13 protein-coding genes and 1 pseudogene are annotated in these 17,847 nt (G+C 44.2%); 2 read left to right on the top strand and 12 right to left on the bottom strand.

The genetic code is table 11. The features are described 5' to 3' along the window. Positions 1 to 138: 138 nt before the first annotated feature. The 4 genes and pseudogenes from J3492_RS07350 to grpE all read right to left on the bottom strand — a co-directional run. Positions 139 to 591: pseudogene (locus tag J3492_RS07350) on the bottom strand (NfeD family protein); the annotation flags it as partial. 197 nt (positions 592 to 788) lie between these two features. Next, the gene (locus tag J3492_RS07345) at positions 789 to 1,325 is read right to left on the bottom strand and encodes a porin family protein (RefSeq protein WP_207991159.1); all 537 of its coding nucleotides are present in this window, start codon (positions 1,323 to 1,325) and stop codon (positions 789 to 791) included. Between the two features lie 509 nt (positions 1,326 to 1,834). Next, on the bottom strand, positions 1,835 to 3,775 hold the full coding sequence (gene dnaK, locus J3492_RS07340; RefSeq protein ID WP_207991158.1) for a molecular chaperone DnaK: 1,941 nt from the start codon (positions 3,773 to 3,775) through the stop codon (positions 1,835 to 1,837). A gap of 326 nt (positions 3,776 to 4,101) precedes the next feature. Then, complete coding sequence (grpE, locus tag J3492_RS07335; RefSeq protein WP_207991157.1) at positions 4,102 to 4,707, bottom strand: nucleotide exchange factor GrpE; 606 nt, start codon at positions 4,705 to 4,707, stop codon at positions 4,102 to 4,104. 436 nt (positions 4,708 to 5,143) lie between these two features. Between grpE and J3492_RS07330 the strand changes: the two genes are divergently transcribed. Further along, positions 5,144 to 6,586: an alpha/beta hydrolase gene (locus J3492_RS07330; RefSeq protein WP_207991156.1), complete on the top strand. Its 1,443-nt coding sequence runs from the start codon at positions 5,144 to 5,146 to the stop codon at positions 6,584 to 6,586. A gap of 173 nt (positions 6,587 to 6,759) precedes the next feature. Further along, entirely contained in the window at positions 6,760 to 6,942 is a 183-nt protein-coding gene (locus J3492_RS07325) for a hypothetical protein (protein ID WP_207991155.1), read from the top strand. Positions 6,943 to 7,077: 135 nt separating this feature from the next. Here the strand turns inward: J3492_RS07325 and J3492_RS07320 are convergent, their stop codons facing one another. The 8 genes from J3492_RS07320 to fmt all read right to left on the bottom strand — a co-directional run bounded on the left by J3492_RS07320 (position 7,078) and on the right by fmt (position 17,251). Continuing rightward, positions 7,078 to 8,151 (bottom strand): metallophosphoesterase, encoded by a 1,074-nt coding sequence (locus J3492_RS07320; protein ID WP_207991154.1) that lies wholly within the window; start codon positions 8,149 to 8,151, stop codon positions 7,078 to 7,080. A gap of 192 nt (positions 8,152 to 8,343) precedes the next feature. Beyond that, entirely contained in the window at positions 8,344 to 9,318 is a 975-nt protein-coding gene (locus J3492_RS07315; RefSeq protein WP_207991153.1) for a TIGR01777 family oxidoreductase, read from the bottom strand. Between the two features lie 157 nt (positions 9,319 to 9,475). Then, on the bottom strand, positions 9,476 to 10,105 hold the full coding sequence (locus tag J3492_RS07310; RefSeq protein ID WP_207991152.1) for an L-threonylcarbamoyladenylate synthase: 630 nt from the start codon (positions 10,103 to 10,105) through the stop codon (positions 9,476 to 9,478). 129 nt (positions 10,106 to 10,234) lie between these two features. Continuing rightward, positions 10,235 to 11,455 (bottom strand): DNA-processing protein DprA, encoded by a 1,221-nt coding sequence (gene dprA / locus J3492_RS07305; protein WP_207991151.1) that lies wholly within the window; start codon positions 11,453 to 11,455, stop codon positions 10,235 to 10,237. Between the two features lie 62 nt (positions 11,456 to 11,517). Then, entirely contained in the window at positions 11,518 to 12,615 is a 1,098-nt protein-coding gene (locus J3492_RS07300; RefSeq protein WP_207991150.1) for a LysM peptidoglycan-binding domain-containing protein, read from the bottom strand. A gap of 466 nt (positions 12,616 to 13,081) precedes the next feature. Then, positions 13,082 to 14,503: a threonine synthase gene (gene thrC, locus J3492_RS07295; RefSeq protein WP_207991149.1), complete on the bottom strand. Its 1,422-nt coding sequence runs from the start codon at positions 14,501 to 14,503 to the stop codon at positions 13,082 to 13,084. A 45-nt stretch (positions 14,504 to 14,548) separates the two neighbouring features. Next, a complete protein-coding gene (locus J3492_RS07290) occupies positions 14,549 to 16,090 on the bottom strand; it encodes a transcription antitermination factor NusB (protein WP_207991148.1) in 1,542 nt (513 codons plus the stop codon). Between the two features lie 66 nt (positions 16,091 to 16,156). Beyond that, the gene (gene fmt / locus J3492_RS07285; RefSeq protein WP_207991147.1) at positions 16,157 to 17,251 is read right to left on the bottom strand and encodes a methionyl-tRNA formyltransferase; all 1,095 of its coding nucleotides are present in this window, start codon (positions 17,249 to 17,251) and stop codon (positions 16,157 to 16,159) included. Positions 17,252 to 17,847: the final 596 nt, after the last annotated feature.

Below are 17,847 nucleotides of genomic sequence, written 5' to 3'. Positions count from 1 at the left end.
CAGGCGAGCTCTATCCAAGTTTTCTTTACTCAAGCTCAGCTTGCTTTGCTCAACTTTACGGCGATTGATTTCACTGGATCTCAAATCATTGATATTGGGCCGATTAGTAACGACAGGTGCTGAAATACGTTTGGTAGGCGCAACGACCAACTCATTCCCGGTAATGTCAGTCACGACCACTCGATCACCTACCTCGACAGTATCGTCGATGGTACGACAATCCCACTCATCAGCGCCCACGATAGGCACATTGAAGCGTACACGCCCAGAGACACCGTCTTGCGGCTTGACAACGATCATACCTGTTTCACCGATAATGACTGTCCCCCCTAACCCAGCTTTGGTACGATCTACCGATAGTGGTTTGATATATTTGACCCAAGCAAACATAAATATCACAGATAAGACCAACCAAATAATAACTTGAATAAATAGAGGTACGGGTAACAGCCAAGATAAAGCCGCAACGATAACCGCCGCAGTACCAAACCATAGGCTAGCAAAGGTTGGAATGAACATCTCAGCAATCATGAGCAGCAGACCTAACACCAGCCAGTGCCACGGCTCGATCATATAGATAGTCTCAATCATGGTTACATCCTCTCTTTTATTCTTACTTACCAATGTAGCATAATTTTTTTATTAATATTATCTTAAAAATCAATAATATACTATAAGTTATGGTTCTCAATATATAGAAAAACAAATAGTTATATAGAATAATAAGCAAAAAAAAACGACCGCCTAAGCGATCGTTTTTTATAGGTAATAAGTTACTGACTAGATATTTAGAACTTTAAGTGTGCACCAACAGTCCATAGATCTGCATCGCTACCCAACTTGTCATATTCAGCTTCTACACTGAAATCTGAGTTCACTGCATAACCTAGACCAACACCACCAGCTAAACTAGTATCTTTGTCTTTGCCATTGTAAGAGACTGGAACAGCACCTGTTGCTTTTACTTCAGTTCTGGCAACACCTAATTTACCTTTGGCATATAGTGCAGTGTTTGGGAACATATAGCGGTAAGTACCGTATGCACCATAAGTCTTGGCGTCAATATCGCCGCCTCTATAGTCAGCGTCATCTGAACCTAAGTACTCGACTTCCATACCAAAGTTAGGATCGAAGTTGTAACCAGCATAGACACCATAAGCGGTTGGCTTGTCTGCACCACTATAATCTAAGTCGAACTGACCCGCTTTGATACCGACATAAGGCTGACCAACATAACCGCTACCATAAGAGACAGCTGCTTGTGCGCCTACGCTAACTAAAGAACCAACAGCAAGTGCTAATAGAGTTTTTTGTAAAGTTTTCATTATTATCTCCTTAAAAAAGACTTTTGACAAACAAGTTATTTATTTATTGCTACTGATAAAAAGTAGCCCCATCGCCTTGTTTGCTAACGATGCATATATAGTAACAAAGTATTTCGATCACTGTGTCAGTGTTTAATAGCATGACAGTTAAGTTTTGCAATCATATGTCAGCTGCTGGGTTACAAAGGTCGAGATATGAAATGTCTTGTTACATTGCTGGCTTTGTTTTTAATTTTATGTCCACTTTTATCATTTAATAAACATATTTAATAGACGATAAGACAGCGTTAATATGCTTGTATATCTAGATATAGCTATAGTGAATCCTAAATAAAAAGAGTACAGCTATAATATAGTCAGCTGAATGTAAAACTGTTATGGATTTAAATGCGCTACTGGTATCTATTTTATAGTAGATCGATTATATATACGTCTTGATACCACAATAAAAAACGCACTCCGTAGAGTGCGCTTTTTCTTAACGATGTTCAACAATCAGCAGTTAGTGCTTATTTTTTGTCTTCATCAACTTCAGTAAACTCAGCATCAACCACATCATCGTCGGCTTGGCTATTATCGGCTGCATCCGCACCTTGTTGGAACTGGTTTGGATCCATACCTTCAGCGCCTGCACCAGCTTCACCGTAGATCTTCTGGCTGATTGGTAAGAAAGCATTGTCTAGCGCTTCAAGCTTAGCTTTGATGTCATCGTGATCATCTTCTTTAGTCGCTGCTTCAAGCTCAGAGATGGCAGTCTCTACTGTTGATTTTTCATCTTCAGTGACTTTATCTTCTGCTTCTTTTAGTGCTTTTTGCACCGCATGGATACGGCCGTCTGCTTCGTTACGTACTTGCGCTAGATTAGCGAATTTCTCGTCTTCAGCGGCATTCGCTTCTGCGTCTTGTACCATTTGCTCGACTTCTTCATCCGATAGACCAGAGTCTGCTTTGATCTGGATGCTCTGTGCTTTACCAGTACCTTTGTCCGTCGCTGAGATGTTCATGATACCGTCAGCGTTGATGTCAAAGGTGACTTCGATTTGTGGCATACCACGTGGTGCTGGTGGAATATCCGTTAAGTCAAAGCGGCCAAGCTGTTTGTTTTGGTTGGCGATTTTACGCTCACCTTGATAAACCTGAATCGTTACTGCCGGCTGGTTGTCTTCTGCCGTTGAGAATACCTGTGATTTCTTGGTTGGAATCATGGTGTTTTTCTCAATGATTGGCGTCATCACCCCACCCATTGTCTCAATACCTAGTGTCAATGGCGTTACGTCAAGTAGTAGTACGTCCGTTTTGTCGCCAGACAGTACTGCACCTTGAATGGCTGCACCGGCTGCTACAGCTTCATCAGGGTTCACGTCTTTACGTGGCTCTTGACCGAAGAACTCTTGTACTTTTTTCTGTACCAGTGGCATACGCGTCTGACCACCGACTAAGATCACGTCATCGATATCGCCGTTTTTAAGGCCAGCATCTTCTAGAGCGATCTTACATGGGCCTAGAGTACGTTGTACTAGATCTTCAGTTAGGCTCTCAAGCTTAGAGCGACTGAGGGTAATCACCAAATGCTTAGGACCACTGCTATCAGCAGTGATGTATGGCAAATTCACTTCAGTACTTTGGGCACTTGATAGTTCTATCTTGGCTTTTTCGGCCGCTTCTTTTAGACGCTGCATCGCAAGCGAGTCGCCTTTTAGGTTGACGTCTTGCTCTTTTTTGAATTCATCGACCAGATAGTCAATCAACGCTGAGTCAAAGTCTTCACCACCTAGGAAAGTATCACCGTTGGTTGATAGTACTTCGAACTGCTGCTCGCCATCAACGTCAGCGATTTCAATAATCGAGATATCAAACGTACCACCACCTAAGTCATAAACAGCAACTGTGCTATCGCCTTGCTTTTTGTCCATACCATAAGCAAGCGCTGCGGCTGTTGGTTCGTTAATAATACGTTTGACATCAAGACCGGCAATTTTACCCGCATCTTTAGTTGCTTGACGTTGTGAGTCATTAAAATAAGCGGGTACAGTGATTACCGCTTCAGAGACGCTTTCACCTAGGTAGTCTTCTGCTGTTTTTTTCATTTTTGTTAGAATTTCAGCAGAAACTTGTGGTGGCGCTAGCTTTTTGCCATTAACTTCTACCCAAGCATCACCATTGTCTGCTTTGGCAATTTTGTATGGCACCATGCCGATGTCTTTTTGTACTACTTTATCATCGAAACGACGACCAATCAGACGCTTAATTGCAAAAAGTGTATTTTTTGGGTTGGTGACCGCTTGACGTTTGGCTGATTGGCCAACCAGTGTCTCGCCATCTTTATAAGCGACGATAGAAGGTGTGGTACGCGTACCTTCAGCGTTTTCGATGATTTTAACGCTATCGCCTTCCATTACTGCAACACATGAGTTGGTTGTACCCAAATCAATACCAATAACTTTACCCATAATTCATTACTCCAGATTTATTTTGATAGGTTCATGTTTGTATTATTTACTAGCCAGCCACACTGGCTAAACTGTCTATCCGCCTTAAAACTGAGCTTTCAAAATTCATATCAATGTTCTTAAACTCATATCAATAGATTCATCTAACCAGTTTACAAGCAGTTACTTGTTGCTTTATATCGGTTTAAGCCTATGGTTTTTCAAGTCAAGATCAACGCAAAAATCTGCTTTTGTGTGAACTTTTGTGAATACCCTCACTTTTAATAAGGTTTATTCGCTTATTTTCTTTGCTAATCTCACTTGTTAGCCAAGCTTATGAGCTTGCCTTATTGGCCGACGCGAACCATAGCGGGACGCAGTAAGCGACCGTTTAAGCTATAGCCTTTTTGCAAGACTGTACCGACCGTGTCTGCTTCCGCATCGGGATCGATTCCAACCGCTTCATGAAAGTCAGCGTTAAATTTCTCATCTTGAGGATCGATAACCTCAACACCGTTTTTATTTAAAACATCTAATAGCGCTTTGTGTGTTAGCTTGACGCCTTCGGCAACAGGGTCTTTTTCGTCAGCGTTTTCAATGGCACGCTCAAGGTTATCGACGACTTCTAGCAATTCTTTGGCAAATTTTTGCAGCGCAAATTTTTTGCTCTTATCAGCCTCTTGTTCCATGCGTTTTTGTGCATTATAGGCTTCTGCATTCGCTCTAGCAGTGGTCTCACGGGCTTGTTTGACCTCACCTTCTAGCTCAGCAATACGAGCCTCAAAAACATCAATGTCTATCTCATTTTTGATCGTTGCGTCTTCGCCTGAGTTATTTTGTGGATCAAACTCATCCAGCGTTTCTGCTAACACACTGTCTTCACTCTCAATGTTGCTTTGTGCTGCTTTTGGGTTTTTTGTGTCATACTCATGATTAGGATTTTGCTCGCTCATGGTCACTCCTTTTTTGATTTTAATCGCTTATGAATCTCGGATCTGTTGAACAATCTCATCGATACTTAGTTGTTTTGGATGCCAATGTATGTAGTACAGTGATTGAATAGGACAGAGGTTTAGTACTACATTGGCTAATAGCTGATTGATAAAGGTAGTGCGCCTGAATTTCAAGCCTAAACCACAGGTATTTTTCTTGTTGCATGATTATACTGTACGATTTTTAACCAATACTAAGTTTCAGACCAGTCAACGTGTACATACAACAACAAAAAACACAAGAACACCTTACCTATTCCAGATTTTTTACCTTCGCTATCTAAATGATTACTAAATAATACGCAAACTTATGACTTATTGTCTTACTATCATTTCTAATAATATAGCTGACAATGAAAATAACGGCTGCTATCAATGAAAATTTATGAGAGGTGTTATGTCTAACTTACCAGCAATACCGTTGAACACCCTGCTAAATAAAATAATGGAAGCTTTTGATCTGACCGCTTTAGGTCGCCTTAGAAATGATACAGATGAGATAAGTCACCTCGATGAGGCGAAATCTATTAAAGACAAGATCTATAACTACGGCCCTATCGCTGATTATCGGAAGCACACTTTGCATTATGTGATGAAAAGTTTAGGCCACTTGCCTACGCCATTACTCAATAGCTTGATTGAATATTTAGATGGCCCAACCTCCAAACAGTACTTACACGTTGACGCCCATTTGCGCTTAATACTCGCTGTCAATAGTAAGCTAAAAAAACCGTTGCAAATATCACAGATGGCCGAGCTGCGCAAAAAGTTTGCTGTTGACGCCGTGGCCATGCAGTCGCCACAAGTTTGGCGAAAAGCGACCTCTCCGATCAAACATAATCTGAGCCCGCTAAAGTGCGCGTCCAAAAAAAAGCCATCGCAGGTGAACTGGCAAGATGAAACCATTGTCAATGCTGACAACGGCAGTATGAGAGTGCGTTGTTATCACGCAGGTGCTGAGCAGGTAGACTTTCGCAATCAGACCGTGCGTACTACTACAGACAGCCTCTACAATCCTGATGAGATAGTGATGTTATTTTTTCACGGTGGCGGTTTTTGTATTGGTGATGTCGATACGCATCATGAGTTTTGTCACAGCGTCTGTGCCCAAACAGGCTGGCCGATCGTTAGTGTTGATTATCGCTTGGCACCAGAGCACCCCTCTCCAGCAGCATTAAGAGACTGTATCCACGCTTATAGTTGGGTTGTTAAAAACTGTCATAGTCTTGGGGCCTCACCCGATCGTATTGTCATAGCTGGCGATAGTGCGGGAGGTGGGTTGTCGACTTTGATTGCGCAGCAGGTGAGTACACCAACAGAAGAAGCTTGGGCTGACTTGGGCGCTGATGGTCAAACAACCTTTGACCTATTAAAAGCGCTGCCTTCCCCGCTGGCACAACTGCTGTTGTATCCAGTCACTGATGTTGAGAATGACTATCCGAGTTGGGAGCTATATGGCGAAGGTTTATTATTAGAGCATGAGGATGTTGCGATATTTGATGCGGCTTGTTTGGACCATAGCCCTCTACCCCGCCAGCATGTTCTTAACTCGCCAATGTTTGGCAATAACGACCATGTATGTCCCACTTATGTGGTGACAGCAGAGCTAGATGTGTTACGTGACGAAGCCTTCGCTTACGCCAAACAGTTGCACAGTCATGGGGTTAAGGTTAAGACGCACATCGTGCTTGGTGCGCCGCACGGCTTTATCAACTTGATGAGCGTGCATAAAAAACTGGGTGATGAAACCAAACATATCATTGAAGGCTTTAGTAACTTCGCTAGACGGTTAATCAAAAAAGAGAAAAGCGGCTTATCATCATCAGCAAACTCCCTCTAAACAAAGTTATCATAAAAAATTGCTAAGCCTATAGAAGGACACTGGGGAGGCAAAATGGCTTATTTACAGAACCGCCGTCTTTTGCTACTTTTATAACTTCCTCGACGTACATATTAATACTGACCAATCAGCTATTAAGGTACTACTTACCAAAAAACCTACTGGAGAGACCAATGCCGCAAACATCTTACCAAGCTCAAGTCACTAGCAAGGATGCTGCTGATCAATTAGTTGCTGATACTGAAAGTGTACAAGGTGTAAAATGGGTCAACGTTAATATAGATCAAGGTACTATTGTCGTCACGCATAGCGAAGACTATGACGAAGCAGCCTTTAAATCAGCCGCTGGCATTTAATCCTTACTTATTAAAGATTATTCCTCTTTCTGCAAATATCACTGACACTGCAGGTCTTTTTTGACCGCTCGGTGATTTTTAAATAAGCACATCTATTATCTATCTCTCTTATTTGTAACTGTACAGGCTGTCTGATTAGACAGCTTGCTGCAAGGTCACTATCCATATCTCAGAGCGTGTCCCTAGGCGAAAAGGTACAGGGCCAAACCCATAGCCTGAGGTCACCAAAAACTGCGTGTCTTCTATAGTCTTGTTGCCATGAGCCAACGGCTTAAACCACCTCATCAGCGTCGTCAGTGGAAATATCTGTCCACCATGCGTATGCCCAGATAGGTGTAAATCGACAGGCAATGGGCTTATCTCTTTGATGCCGTCAGGACGATGCTCTAAAAACACCACTGGTTTAGCAGCGTCGACCTGCGTGAGTAGCTCCGTTGCTGACAATCGAGTTTGATCGACATCATCTGAACGCCCAATCAACCATACTGAGTCATTGAGTAAGACACTTTCATTATCGAGCGCTTTGATACCTGCCGCCTCGACCGCTTGGGTTATTTGCTCATTATAACCACGATAGTCATGATTGCCCAAGGTAGCATAAACGCCAAGCGGTGCCTTTAGCTTCGACAAACGCTCATGCATATTGGTATTGTCATAGGCGATGGTGGTGTCATTCATAATATCGCCAGCGATAACCACCACATCCGGACTTTGATCATCGATGATACGAACCAGCTTATCTATTTGACGATTACCAAACCATCTACCTAAATGTGTATCAGAAACAAGCGCAATATCCATTGGCTTCTCAAGTGGCTTGTCTGTCGTCACCGTCAAATGATGTACCACTGGCGAATAAGCATTAAATACGGCTAAGCCAGTAATCCCTATATACACAACGACAGCAAACGAGCGTACCCGTTTGGGAGATAAAAACTGCCGAAATAACAGATAAAAAACCAGCCAACCAATAGCGGCTATCACCACCGCATATAGCATAAACCCTTGCAGGATACTGATCACCAAATAGACATGAAAGCGCTCATACCAAAACTCAGTCAGCCCATAAACCAAGGCGACATTATTGACCAAAAAGACAGCAGAGATAAGACCAACTCTACTAAAAGTTCGACGTGGCTGAAAAAACCACCAAAGAATAACACTGGTCATGATGATCAGTGCTTGGGTAAAGAGGATAAATAACCACATAATAAGATCTAATCAAATAAAGGTGTCGCTATCTTACGCCAAAACCCTTATACGCTAAATACATACGGATTGATTCCATAAAAACTTCATACAGTCAGTTAAAAATAAAACGGTGATGACGCTATTGAGTGTGCTACTGATAGAAATTTTACTTGTGTGCTGTCATTGTTTCACATGAAACCATGCTATATCTTAGGAAGCTTGCTCTTCTAGCGCCTGCTTAAGAGTTGGCTGCTTAAACTCGTAGCCCGCATCAAGTAAAGCTTGTGGCAGTACTTTTTGCCCATCAATCAATAAAGTCGACATCTCACCGAACAGTAGCTTGAGTAAAAACTCTGGTAACGTGAATATCGTTGGACGATTGAGCCACGATCCGAGCGCCTTAGTAAATGTATAGTTGGTCACAGGGTTAGGCGCCGTTAGGTTATAAACCACTGCCGGCGTATTACTTGACGTTGTTAATACATTATTTAGCGAAGCATCCTGTATCGTCTGGCTATTGCTATGAGCAAGATGCTTTTCAATGACAAAGATAGCCGCCCCGACCCAGTCCTCACGACTGATCCAGCTCATGACTTGTTTGCCATCACCCAATTGTCCGCCAACGCCCATTTTAAATGGTAGTAGCAACTTACCAATCATGCCACCATCAGGATGAATGACAATGCCTGTGCGTACGATCACTACTGGTACGTCATACTCTGTCGCTTGTAGCGCCAATTGCTCCCACTCGTCACATAATCTATGCGAAAAGTCAGTCTCATAACCACTGCTTTCGGTCAAGGGTTTATTACCTTGGGTACCATACCAACCAACTGCTGAGCCACTGACCAGCAGTTTAGGTTTGCTGCTACTGCGTGCGATGAACTCAAGTAGCGACTCGGTGGGTTTGACACGGCTGGCAAGTAACGTTTCTTTGCGCTCGTCGCTCCAGCGCTTATCAGCAATACCAGCGCCTGCTAGATTTAAAATAACATCAAACCCTTTATCGGTCTTCGCAAGCTCATTATATGTCATCATGTTGACACCGTCGGGATGCGCTTGACTACTGTCACGGGTCAACCAAGTAATATGTAGCTCTTTATTTTGCGCACGATAACGTGTCATTAACTCACGACTAAAGGCGCTGCCTAAAAAACCTGAACCACCGCTAATGAGAATATTCATACCTTGCTCCCTGCACTTGTGACTTATCGTTTATTTCAATTCTACCCTTTATCACTATCGTCTTATTTTTTGGCAGTGATAGCAAAACGACTTTTACATACTTTTGGTAAAGCCATATCATTACATTAGATAAACTTTTAGAACTTATCTATTCTCATTAGCGAATGACTTTTCCTGTTATGGCATCACTGATTTGGCTGGGTAAGATATAGCCCAAGGTCTCTGCTTGTAAATAGCGAATTTGCTCACCAAAATAAGCATAGGCATCATTAAACGTCTTAGCAGGTGGATGGCTTGATGGATTACAACTGGTCGAAACTAATAGCCCAAATGGATTGTAGCTACTGACCATCTGTTGACACAGCTGGCGTATCAGTGGATGGGCAATCACTCTTACCGCTACCGTTGGGTGCTGGCCAGTTATCCAGTCCGGTATAACCTTAGCATACGCTTCAGGAATCGGCAGTAGCCAAGTATGCGCTTGCCGATATTGTAAATCTTCAGTAGGGCTGTCTGTCAGCCAGCTGTCAGTGACACGCTGACGCTGAGCATCATCTAAAACGTCTAATAAAGGTGCCAAACGCTCGGCACTGTCGGTAATGACAATCATGCCTTTGGCGATAGGCCGCTGCTTGATATCTAAAATACGCTGTACGGCAGCTTGATTATAAGGATCACAGCCAATCCCCCAGACGCTTTCGGTTGGATAAGCGAGCAGCTGCCCTTCTCTAAGCCATGTAGCAGCTTGAACGACTGAGTCAGTAGTGAGTGGTGTAGGTTGGTTCATGACGTGATGCTTTAGAAAGGATGAGTTTTAGGCACTCATAATAGCACAGAGCAAGGCAAGACTAGGATGGTAAAATTTAAAAGCACTAAGTGCAGTATCTCTCATGCTTTAGAGGTGCAAAACACCGTTTTAGAGACGTAAATAGCGTCCACCTTGGACACTAATCATGCCCAATAACTCAAGCTCCATCAACTGTCCAATCAACTGCGGCGCCTCAAGTTTGGTGGTTAGTAGTAGCGCATCTAAATCCTGTCCATGCCAGTCAAGCTGCTGGTAAATAGTTTGTAAATGCTCAGGCACATCCACAGCGCTCACGGAAGGCTTAATATCAGAGACTGAAGGCTGATCAGTCGCTGCAGCAAAGTGACGGGCTGTCTCTACAGTGTTGGAGGCTTGGCTCATGTTGGTTTTTTGGTATGTAGAGCTGTCATAGCTCAATTGATTGTTTACATCCTCAAGGACTTGCTGAGGATGATAAATCAACGTTGCGCCTTCACGTATCAAATGATGGCAACCTTCAGCGTTACTGTTATCGATATGACTGGGAATAGCAAAGACCTGCTTTCCTTGTTCGGAGGTCAACCTTGCGGTGATTAATGAGCCACTATGAATGGTAGCTTCGGTCACGATGGTGGCTAAACTAAGACCTGCCACCAATCGATTACGCCGTGGAAAGGTGTGTTTATGTGGGGGCGTATGCGGCAGTAGCTCACTAATGATACAGCCGCCCTGATCGATAATCCGTGCAAACAGTTGGTCATGATGATTGGGATAGTTGACATCGATTCCTGTACCCATTACCCCAATGGTACGACCTTGATACTCCAGATTGGCTTGAGTCAATGCCCCTAAATGTGCACGCTTATCGACACCCATCGCCAGACCACTGGTAACGATATAGCCTGCTTGTGCCAAATACTGCGCCATATCAAAAGTAATTTTTTGGGCATGAGTGGTCGGCCTGCGGCTGCCGACGATAGCGATTTGTGCTTGCTGCAGGCGAGCGCGATTGCCTCGATAAAACAATACTGGGGGTGGGTCATAGATCTGCAGCAGTTGGGCAGGATAATCAGACTGATTGGCAAACAGTAGCCCATAGCGCTTTTTGGCTAATGATTGCTCAATATTGTCAATACTGGCTTGTGTTTGGGCTGGCTGTTCATGGCGCTTGAGGTGGGTATGGTGAATACCCAACTGCCGCCAAGCCTCTACAGTCGCTTGCCAAGCAAGCTGGGCACTACCAAAACTGCTGATAAGCTTATAATAAGCAAATAATGATGCATTCACCTCATACCAAAGCGCCAATACTGCACGTTGCTCAATGGATAGCTGAGGTGAGTCTGATATCATATTTTATCGCTTATAGTGGCTCATTTACTTTGGTTTGAGCAGTAAATGAACATCATGGTTGCTTATAGATATGGCGGTGGCAACAGCTTATCGCCAACATTTAACGGTAGCTCTGAGCTTAAGACATAGGCATAACTGATATTATCAAAAGTATTGAACACCATCAGCATGCCAGACTCTTCACTTGGCAGACGTACTGGCGTGTCATTGTCTTTAGTGTCACGGACTAAAGGGCCTCTTTGATAGACCGTTAGCACATCACCAGGTTTAGCACCTTGAGCGCTCCCTAAATTGATAGCTACCACACTGCCTTTTGCCGCTGAGCTGATGGAATCCATGACACGAACGATCAGGCCGCCACGACTGACAGATGCAGGTTCTGGATAAAATATCGGCGGAATCGAGTTTTCTAACTCAACAAAGACGCGATCCCCCTCACGTACCTCTTTACCATAAGAGTCAGTGAGTTGCACACTGCTCACACCATTCTCGGCCACGTTCGTGACCACCCCTGTGGCGACTTGCGTGACTTCTAGACCAATGACCTCTTTAGTCTTAGGATCGACGTACCTTTCGCCTTCACGATATACACCATAACGCTGACCAACGATCAATGGCACCCCTTTGGTATAAATCTTATCCCCACTGGCTGTGATTAGATTGCGTTTTTTAGACGCCAAGACATAAGGGGTGGTGTTAAAGTCTTCTGGATTAACGATGACGCTTTTATCCAACCAGTGCTGAATCGCTGAACGCGGAATGGCAGATATACTATTGGCTGTAGAGGTAATGGTTACTGTGCTTGCAACCACGTCACCAGTCAGCTGCTTTTCCACACCTGCGCAGCCTTCTCCTGTATCGACACCGACTAGAGTCTTACCTCGAATCACACACAAAATAAGAATATCGTCTGGATAGATAAGATGCGGGTTTTTTATCTGTTTATTGGTGGCCCAGATTTCTTTCCAGCGCCATGGGTGGTCTAAATAACGCCCAGATATATCCCATAGCGTATCCCCCTTTTTGACGACATAGCGATTGGGCGCATCGGCTTTTATGGTAGGCAGTGGATTATTGGCGTGGGCAGCACTCATCAGCACTGCACTACTAAATGTCGTGATCAACAGTGCTTTTGCTATCTTTTTTAAGCTCATCTTCATTATTCTATCCACAATATATGCCGCTATTGTCGCCTTAACGCATCATGGTTACTTTTGTGGCATGCTGTAGATATAGCAATGCCATTATTATGACGTTCATTGGCGATTGATCAGTGTCATTGGCTGGGGTTGATATTACAACAGCGTCTGACATCATAATGACTCGCTGACGCTGTTTCTAATATTACAATTATATCTACCATAACACAATCATAAACACTTTATTACAATAGCGTAACTTTATATAAAGCTAAAGCGCATCTATATTGCTAAAAAAAGAGGTTAACTGACTTAGGGCGTGTCTTCATTTTGAAAACGGTCATAAAAATGAGATAAATTGCTGTCAGACAAGGAAAATAACACAGATAATATCGGGATATTAACCAGTTATTTGACGCAGTATGACAAAATTTAGCCATTTTTAGCCCATTTAGATATCATCATTTGAATTGAAGACACGCCCTAGCTACTTTGAGTTTGGTGTCACATACTGACGAATTTGCTCAGCCACCAACTCAGCATCGTTATCTAACACCACCACTTGCTGCTCTAAACCCTCTAGTCCTTCAGTGTGAGCAGGGCGATCAATATCTATCTGACCGACTGCTTCTACGATCGTATCGGCAAACTTAACGGGCAACGCCGTCTCTGCACAAACAATAACTTCACCATCCTGCTGTAGTTCTTTAGCGACTTTTATTCCATCAGCGGTATGGGGATCGACCAGCTCACCATGTTGCTCATAGAGTGCTTTGATGGTCTGCAAGCGATCGGCATGTGTTGACTTACCTGCCGCAAAACCATAGCGTGAATTGACCGACTCCATCGAGTCAGACAAATCAAAGCCCTGACCTGATTTTACCCCTTCAAACAACTCATGAACACGTTTGCTGTCTTTATCTAGCAATAGATAGACAAAGCGCTCAAAGTTAGAGGCTTTTGAGATGTCCATTGAAGGGCTCGACGTCACATACGTTTGTTCAGTGGGTCTTGGCTGATAAGTACCTTCGTTAAAAAAGTCATTTAGCACATCGTTTTCGTTGGTTGCGACAATCAAGCGCTGGATTGGCAAGCCCATCTCACGAGCGATATGGCCGGCGCAAATGTTACCAAAGTTGCCTGAGGGTACGCAGAAGCTCACCTGCTCGTCGTTGGTTGAGGTGACTGCAAAATAGGCTTTGAAGTAATACACAATTTGCGCCAGTATTCGACCCCAGTTGATGGAGTTGACTGTACCTAGGTTATAAGCGGCCTTAAATGTCGCATCTTGTTGCAGCGCCTTGACGATATCTTGGCAGTCGTCAAACATGCCTTTAATAGCGATATTATGGATATTGTCATCGGTCAAGCTGTACATCTGCGCCCGCTGAAACTCGCTCATTTTTTCATGCGGTGATAGCATAAAGACTTCGATATTTTCTTTACCACGCAGCGCATATTCAGCGGCGCTCCCTGTGTCGCCGCTGGTTGCACCGATAATGGTAATCCGAGCGTCTTTTTTCTTTAGTACATACTCAAAGGCGTTACCCAAAAACTGCATCGCCACATCTTTAAAGGCAAGTGTCGGACCATTGGACAGCCCTAAAATGTAGAGATCATCTTCAAGCTTGCGGACAGGGACAATGTCATCAGAGCCAAATACTTCAGCGGTATAAGTGCGCTCAATGATGTCTTGCAGATCAGCGGCAGGGATATCAGTGGCAAAGCGCTGCATGATCGCCATAGCAAGTTGGGGGTAGCTGAGCGTACGCCATTTATCCAGCGTTGCGCTATCGATGGTTGGATAGTGCTCAGGCAGCATCAAACCACCGTCTGGTGCAAGACCCATCAATAGCACATCACTAAAATCCATCGGTGCTGTTTGACCACGGGTACTGATATATTTCATGAGATTGTCCTGTCTACAATGAGTTTATTCAATAGTTAAAGCGACTTATTCAACCGTTTTTTGCAATAGCGCATAATAAAAGCCATCCCCACTCTCGCTATCAATCGGCAAGCATTGGCGGCCTATTTGTTGGGCGATACCCCAGTTGCACGCTTCGGTAAGCTCGATGGCAGTTGCGTCGTTATGACGCGTGATAAAATCTTGCATTTGTAAGCTGTTTTCTTGCTTTAAAATAGAGCAAGTGACATACAGTAGATAGCCGCCAGCTTTTAATTGTGGCCATAAATTATCTAAGATTTGCGCCTGCAGTTGTACGGTTTGCTCAACATCTGCTTCGGTGCGCAAAATACCGATATCAGGGTGACGACGAATCACACCTGTGGCAGTACAAGGCGAGTCGAGCAAAATAACGTCAAAACCGTTCTGCGCTGAGTCTGTTTTTGATTGTGAGCGCTGCCAAGTCGTTGCGTCATCGCACACGATGTTTAGCGCTATACCTTTATTATCAGCTTGGTCATCTGCTAGCGGTAAGTCTAGGCGCTGTAAGTTTTCATGAATACGTGTGATACGCTGCGCTTCATTATCAATGGCTGTTAGCTTAATAGTAGAAACTTCTGCTTTCGCTTGTTGGTCAGCTGCTGATTGTTTCACATGAAACAATGACGATTTATCTGTCGTTAACAGCTCTAACCAATGTGCCAGTTTGCCCCCTGGTGCAGCACAAGCATCTAGTAGATGCAGCTGATTATCCACACCATTATCAATTTTGAGCTTATGATTTAACGCCAATTGTATCAATGGGGCAGCCAGTTGAGCATGCAGATCTTGTACGCTCACCACGCCAGACGAAAACTCAGGTAAGAAGCTCACTGAAGTACTTTGCTCAAGTCTTAACGCTTGGGTTGTGGTTGTCGCATTATGCTGTTTAGATAACTGTATTTCGCTAGATAACGCTATCTTCTCAGAGCTAATATCAGCCTCTGTCAGTAGCTGATGATAAGCACTGACAGAGCTGACAGCCGTATTCACCCGTAAAAACATCGGTGCTGGCTGGCGTAAACCTTGCGTTAAAGCCGTATACTGCTCACTCCAGTCTTGCTTGAGCTGATAGGCAAGCCAGTTGGGCAAGCTATGGTTTTTGTCGCATTTTTTGCGGAATTTATTGGGGTTTTTGGCAACTTTACGCAGGATGGCGTTGATAAGACCTGCTGCTCTGGCAAACTCAATCTCTTTTGCCGCCTCAACCGTTTCATGGATCGCCGCATGATCTGCCACCTCCAAATACAACAGCTGAGCCAACCCCACTTGGAGAGTGGTACGCACTTCCAGCTCATCGATGGGCTTATCCGCCAAACTATCGAGTAAGCGAGCCAGCGCATGCCAGTGACGCAAGGTTGTTAATAATAGCGCATGGGCAAAGCCTTTGTCGCCCTCATGCAAACTATTGAGTAGCGGATCTAATACCGTTGCTAGGGACTTACCTTGCTGAATGGCAAGTAAGGTACGAATCACTCGCACACGTACACTACCGTTCATTTTAAGATTGCTAGAGAGTTTAGTATTAGACGCTGTGGCGTGATGTTTCATACTGATTGGTTCCCGTTACGCATATGAGCGCCAGTTTATAGGAGTGTGCTCTAACAAATCGTTGGTCTATCCACCAAACTTATCACCATCATCAAGCTGATTGCCATGGCAGACCTGCTCAGCAGTCACAGGCTTGCTACCGGCAAACTGTAACTGGGTAATGGGTAAGGTGGTGGCTGGCTGCTCTTTATCTTCACGCATTTGCGCATCATGACCACAGGCGATCAAAATAGCCTTGCGTCCAACGCTTATCACTGTGCCGGCTGGCTCATGAGTCGTCTGCGACGGATTGCTAGGCAAGCTTGCTAAAACCTTGACCCGTGTACCATGCAAAAAAGTATAAGCACCTGGCCATGGCGTCAGCCCGCGAATTTGGCGCTCTATAACTGTAGCAGGTTGCGACCAGTCAATTTCGCCTTCGGTTTTTACTAATTTTTCGGCATAGTTGGCTTCATGATGATTTTGTGCAACCGCTTGGGCTTGATAGCCAGACAAGTCCTGCAATACCTTTACAATCGCATTTGCGCCAAGCTCTGAGAGCTTATCATGCAAGCTGGCAGCAGTATCGTCGTTATCGATGGTACAGCTGACTTTATAGAGCATGTCACCAGTATCCAGCCCTTTATCCATCTGCATAATGGTAATGCCAGTCTCGCTATCTCCTGCTAGCAGTGCGCGATGAATCGGTGCGGCACCACGCCAGCGTGGCAATAAGGAAGCATGGATATTTAGGCAGCCGTAGGTCGGTATCGTCAATACGCCGATAGGTAGGATAAGTCCATAAGCGGCTACGATCATCACATCAGGTTGATAGCTACGTAGTGTCTGCCTCGCTGCCAGCCCTTCGGTATTAGTTTTTTTAAAGGTGGCCGGCTGCTCTACCACGATACCATGCGCCAAAGCGACTTGTTTTACTGCAGAGGCTGCCAGCTTTTGACCGCGCCCTGCTTTGCGGTCAGGCTGTGTGTATACAGCGACGATATCTATGTTTAGCGCCTCTTGTTGCTTGATAAGTGCCTCAAGACTGATGGCAGCAAATTCGGGGGTTCCTGCAAACACCACACGCAACCGGTTAGCAGCTGAGCGGATAGGATCAGCACTTTCTGCGGCTTGGTTGGCAGTGATATTGTTAGTAGGAGGGACAGAGGCAGTTGTGTTCATAACAGTAAACGACATTCTTAGTTTATTAACTATCGTATTATAGGTGAGTTTGACGCATTGCGCTATGATTGTGCTACAAACTCGGACGCTGAGCTGCAAGTAAAGTACATTAAGGCGATCTAGGGCGTGTCACCAATGAGCACATATAGGTATTTGACGGTCTTAAAATGGCTAAATAAAATGGATACGCTGCATCTATGCGCTAAGTTGGTACAAGCCTTTTGATATGCCTGTGCCTGTTCCTATGCCACTCGATGCTACAGCATACTTACCCCAGTCTTGCTATATTTTTTTATAGTGACCTGACTGTATTAGATGAACAACTATCAAAAAAGCTGGTTTGACACCCGCTTACCAAGCGCTCATCCCTGAAACACGACCAAGTATAGGCATGATAATTGCAGGTTATTCTATATCGAGATATAGAGTTTAGCGCTCAGCGGCGACGGGGGCGTTTGAAGTTTGCTATTATAATAAGGATCAATTTATTAAGATTTGTTTCAATACGATCAATGACTTCTTTTCTCAACACTCTATATCTTAAAGTGTTTTTACTACTCTGAGACTATCAATCTTATTTATGATAGTACCGCACT

Origin of the sequence: Psychrobacter coccoides, assembly GCF_017498085.1 — a bacterium.
GTDB classification, from domain to species: domain Bacteria; phylum Pseudomonadota; class Gammaproteobacteria; order Pseudomonadales; family Moraxellaceae; genus Psychrobacter; species Psychrobacter coccoides.
Note: the sequence above shows the minus strand (reverse complement) of the source record. Positions and strands in the feature narration are given on the sequence as shown.

Excerpts from the sequence above, each read along its gene's own strand:
- J3492_RS07345 (WP_207991159.1), bottom strand. The coding sequence starts at position 1,325 with ATGAAAACTTTACAAAAAACTCTATTAGCACTTGCTGTTGGTTCTTTA.
- dnaK (WP_207991158.1), bottom strand. The coding sequence starts at position 3,775 with ATGGGTAAAGTTATTGGTATTGATTTGGGTACAACCAACTCATGTGTT.
- grpE (WP_207991157.1), bottom strand. The coding sequence starts at position 4,707 with ATGAGCGAGCAAAATCCTAATCATGAGTATGACACAAAAAACCCAAAA.
- J3492_RS07330 (WP_207991156.1), top strand. The coding sequence starts at position 5,144 with ATGTCTAACTTACCAGCAATACCGTTGAACACCCTGCTAAATAAAATA.
- J3492_RS07325 (WP_207991155.1), top strand. The coding sequence starts at position 6,760 with ATGCCGCAAACATCTTACCAAGCTCAAGTCACTAGCAAGGATGCTGCT.
- J3492_RS07320 (WP_207991154.1), bottom strand. The coding sequence starts at position 8,151 with ATGTGGTTATTTATCCTCTTTACCCAAGCACTGATCATCATGACCAGT.
- J3492_RS07315 (WP_207991153.1), bottom strand. The coding sequence starts at position 9,318 with ATGAATATTCTCATTAGCGGTGGTTCAGGTTTTTTAGGCAGCGCCTTT.
- J3492_RS07310 (WP_207991152.1), bottom strand. The coding sequence starts at position 10,105 with ATGAACCAACCTACACCACTCACTACTGACTCAGTCGTTCAAGCTGCT.
- dprA (WP_207991151.1), bottom strand. The coding sequence starts at position 11,455 with ATGATATCAGACTCACCTCAGCTATCCATTGAGCAACGTGCAGTATTG.
- J3492_RS07300 (WP_207991150.1), bottom strand. The coding sequence starts at position 12,615 with ATGAAGATGAGCTTAAAAAAGATAGCAAAAGCACTGTTGATCACGACA.
- thrC (WP_207991149.1), bottom strand. The coding sequence starts at position 14,503 with ATGAAATATATCAGTACCCGTGGTCAAACAGCACCGATGGATTTTAGT.
- J3492_RS07290 (WP_207991148.1), bottom strand. The coding sequence starts at position 16,090 with ATGAAACATCACGCCACAGCGTCTAATACTAAACTCTCTAGCAATCTT.
- fmt (WP_207991147.1), bottom strand. The coding sequence starts at position 17,251 with ATGAACACAACTGCCTCTGTCCCTCCTACTAACAATATCACTGCCAAC.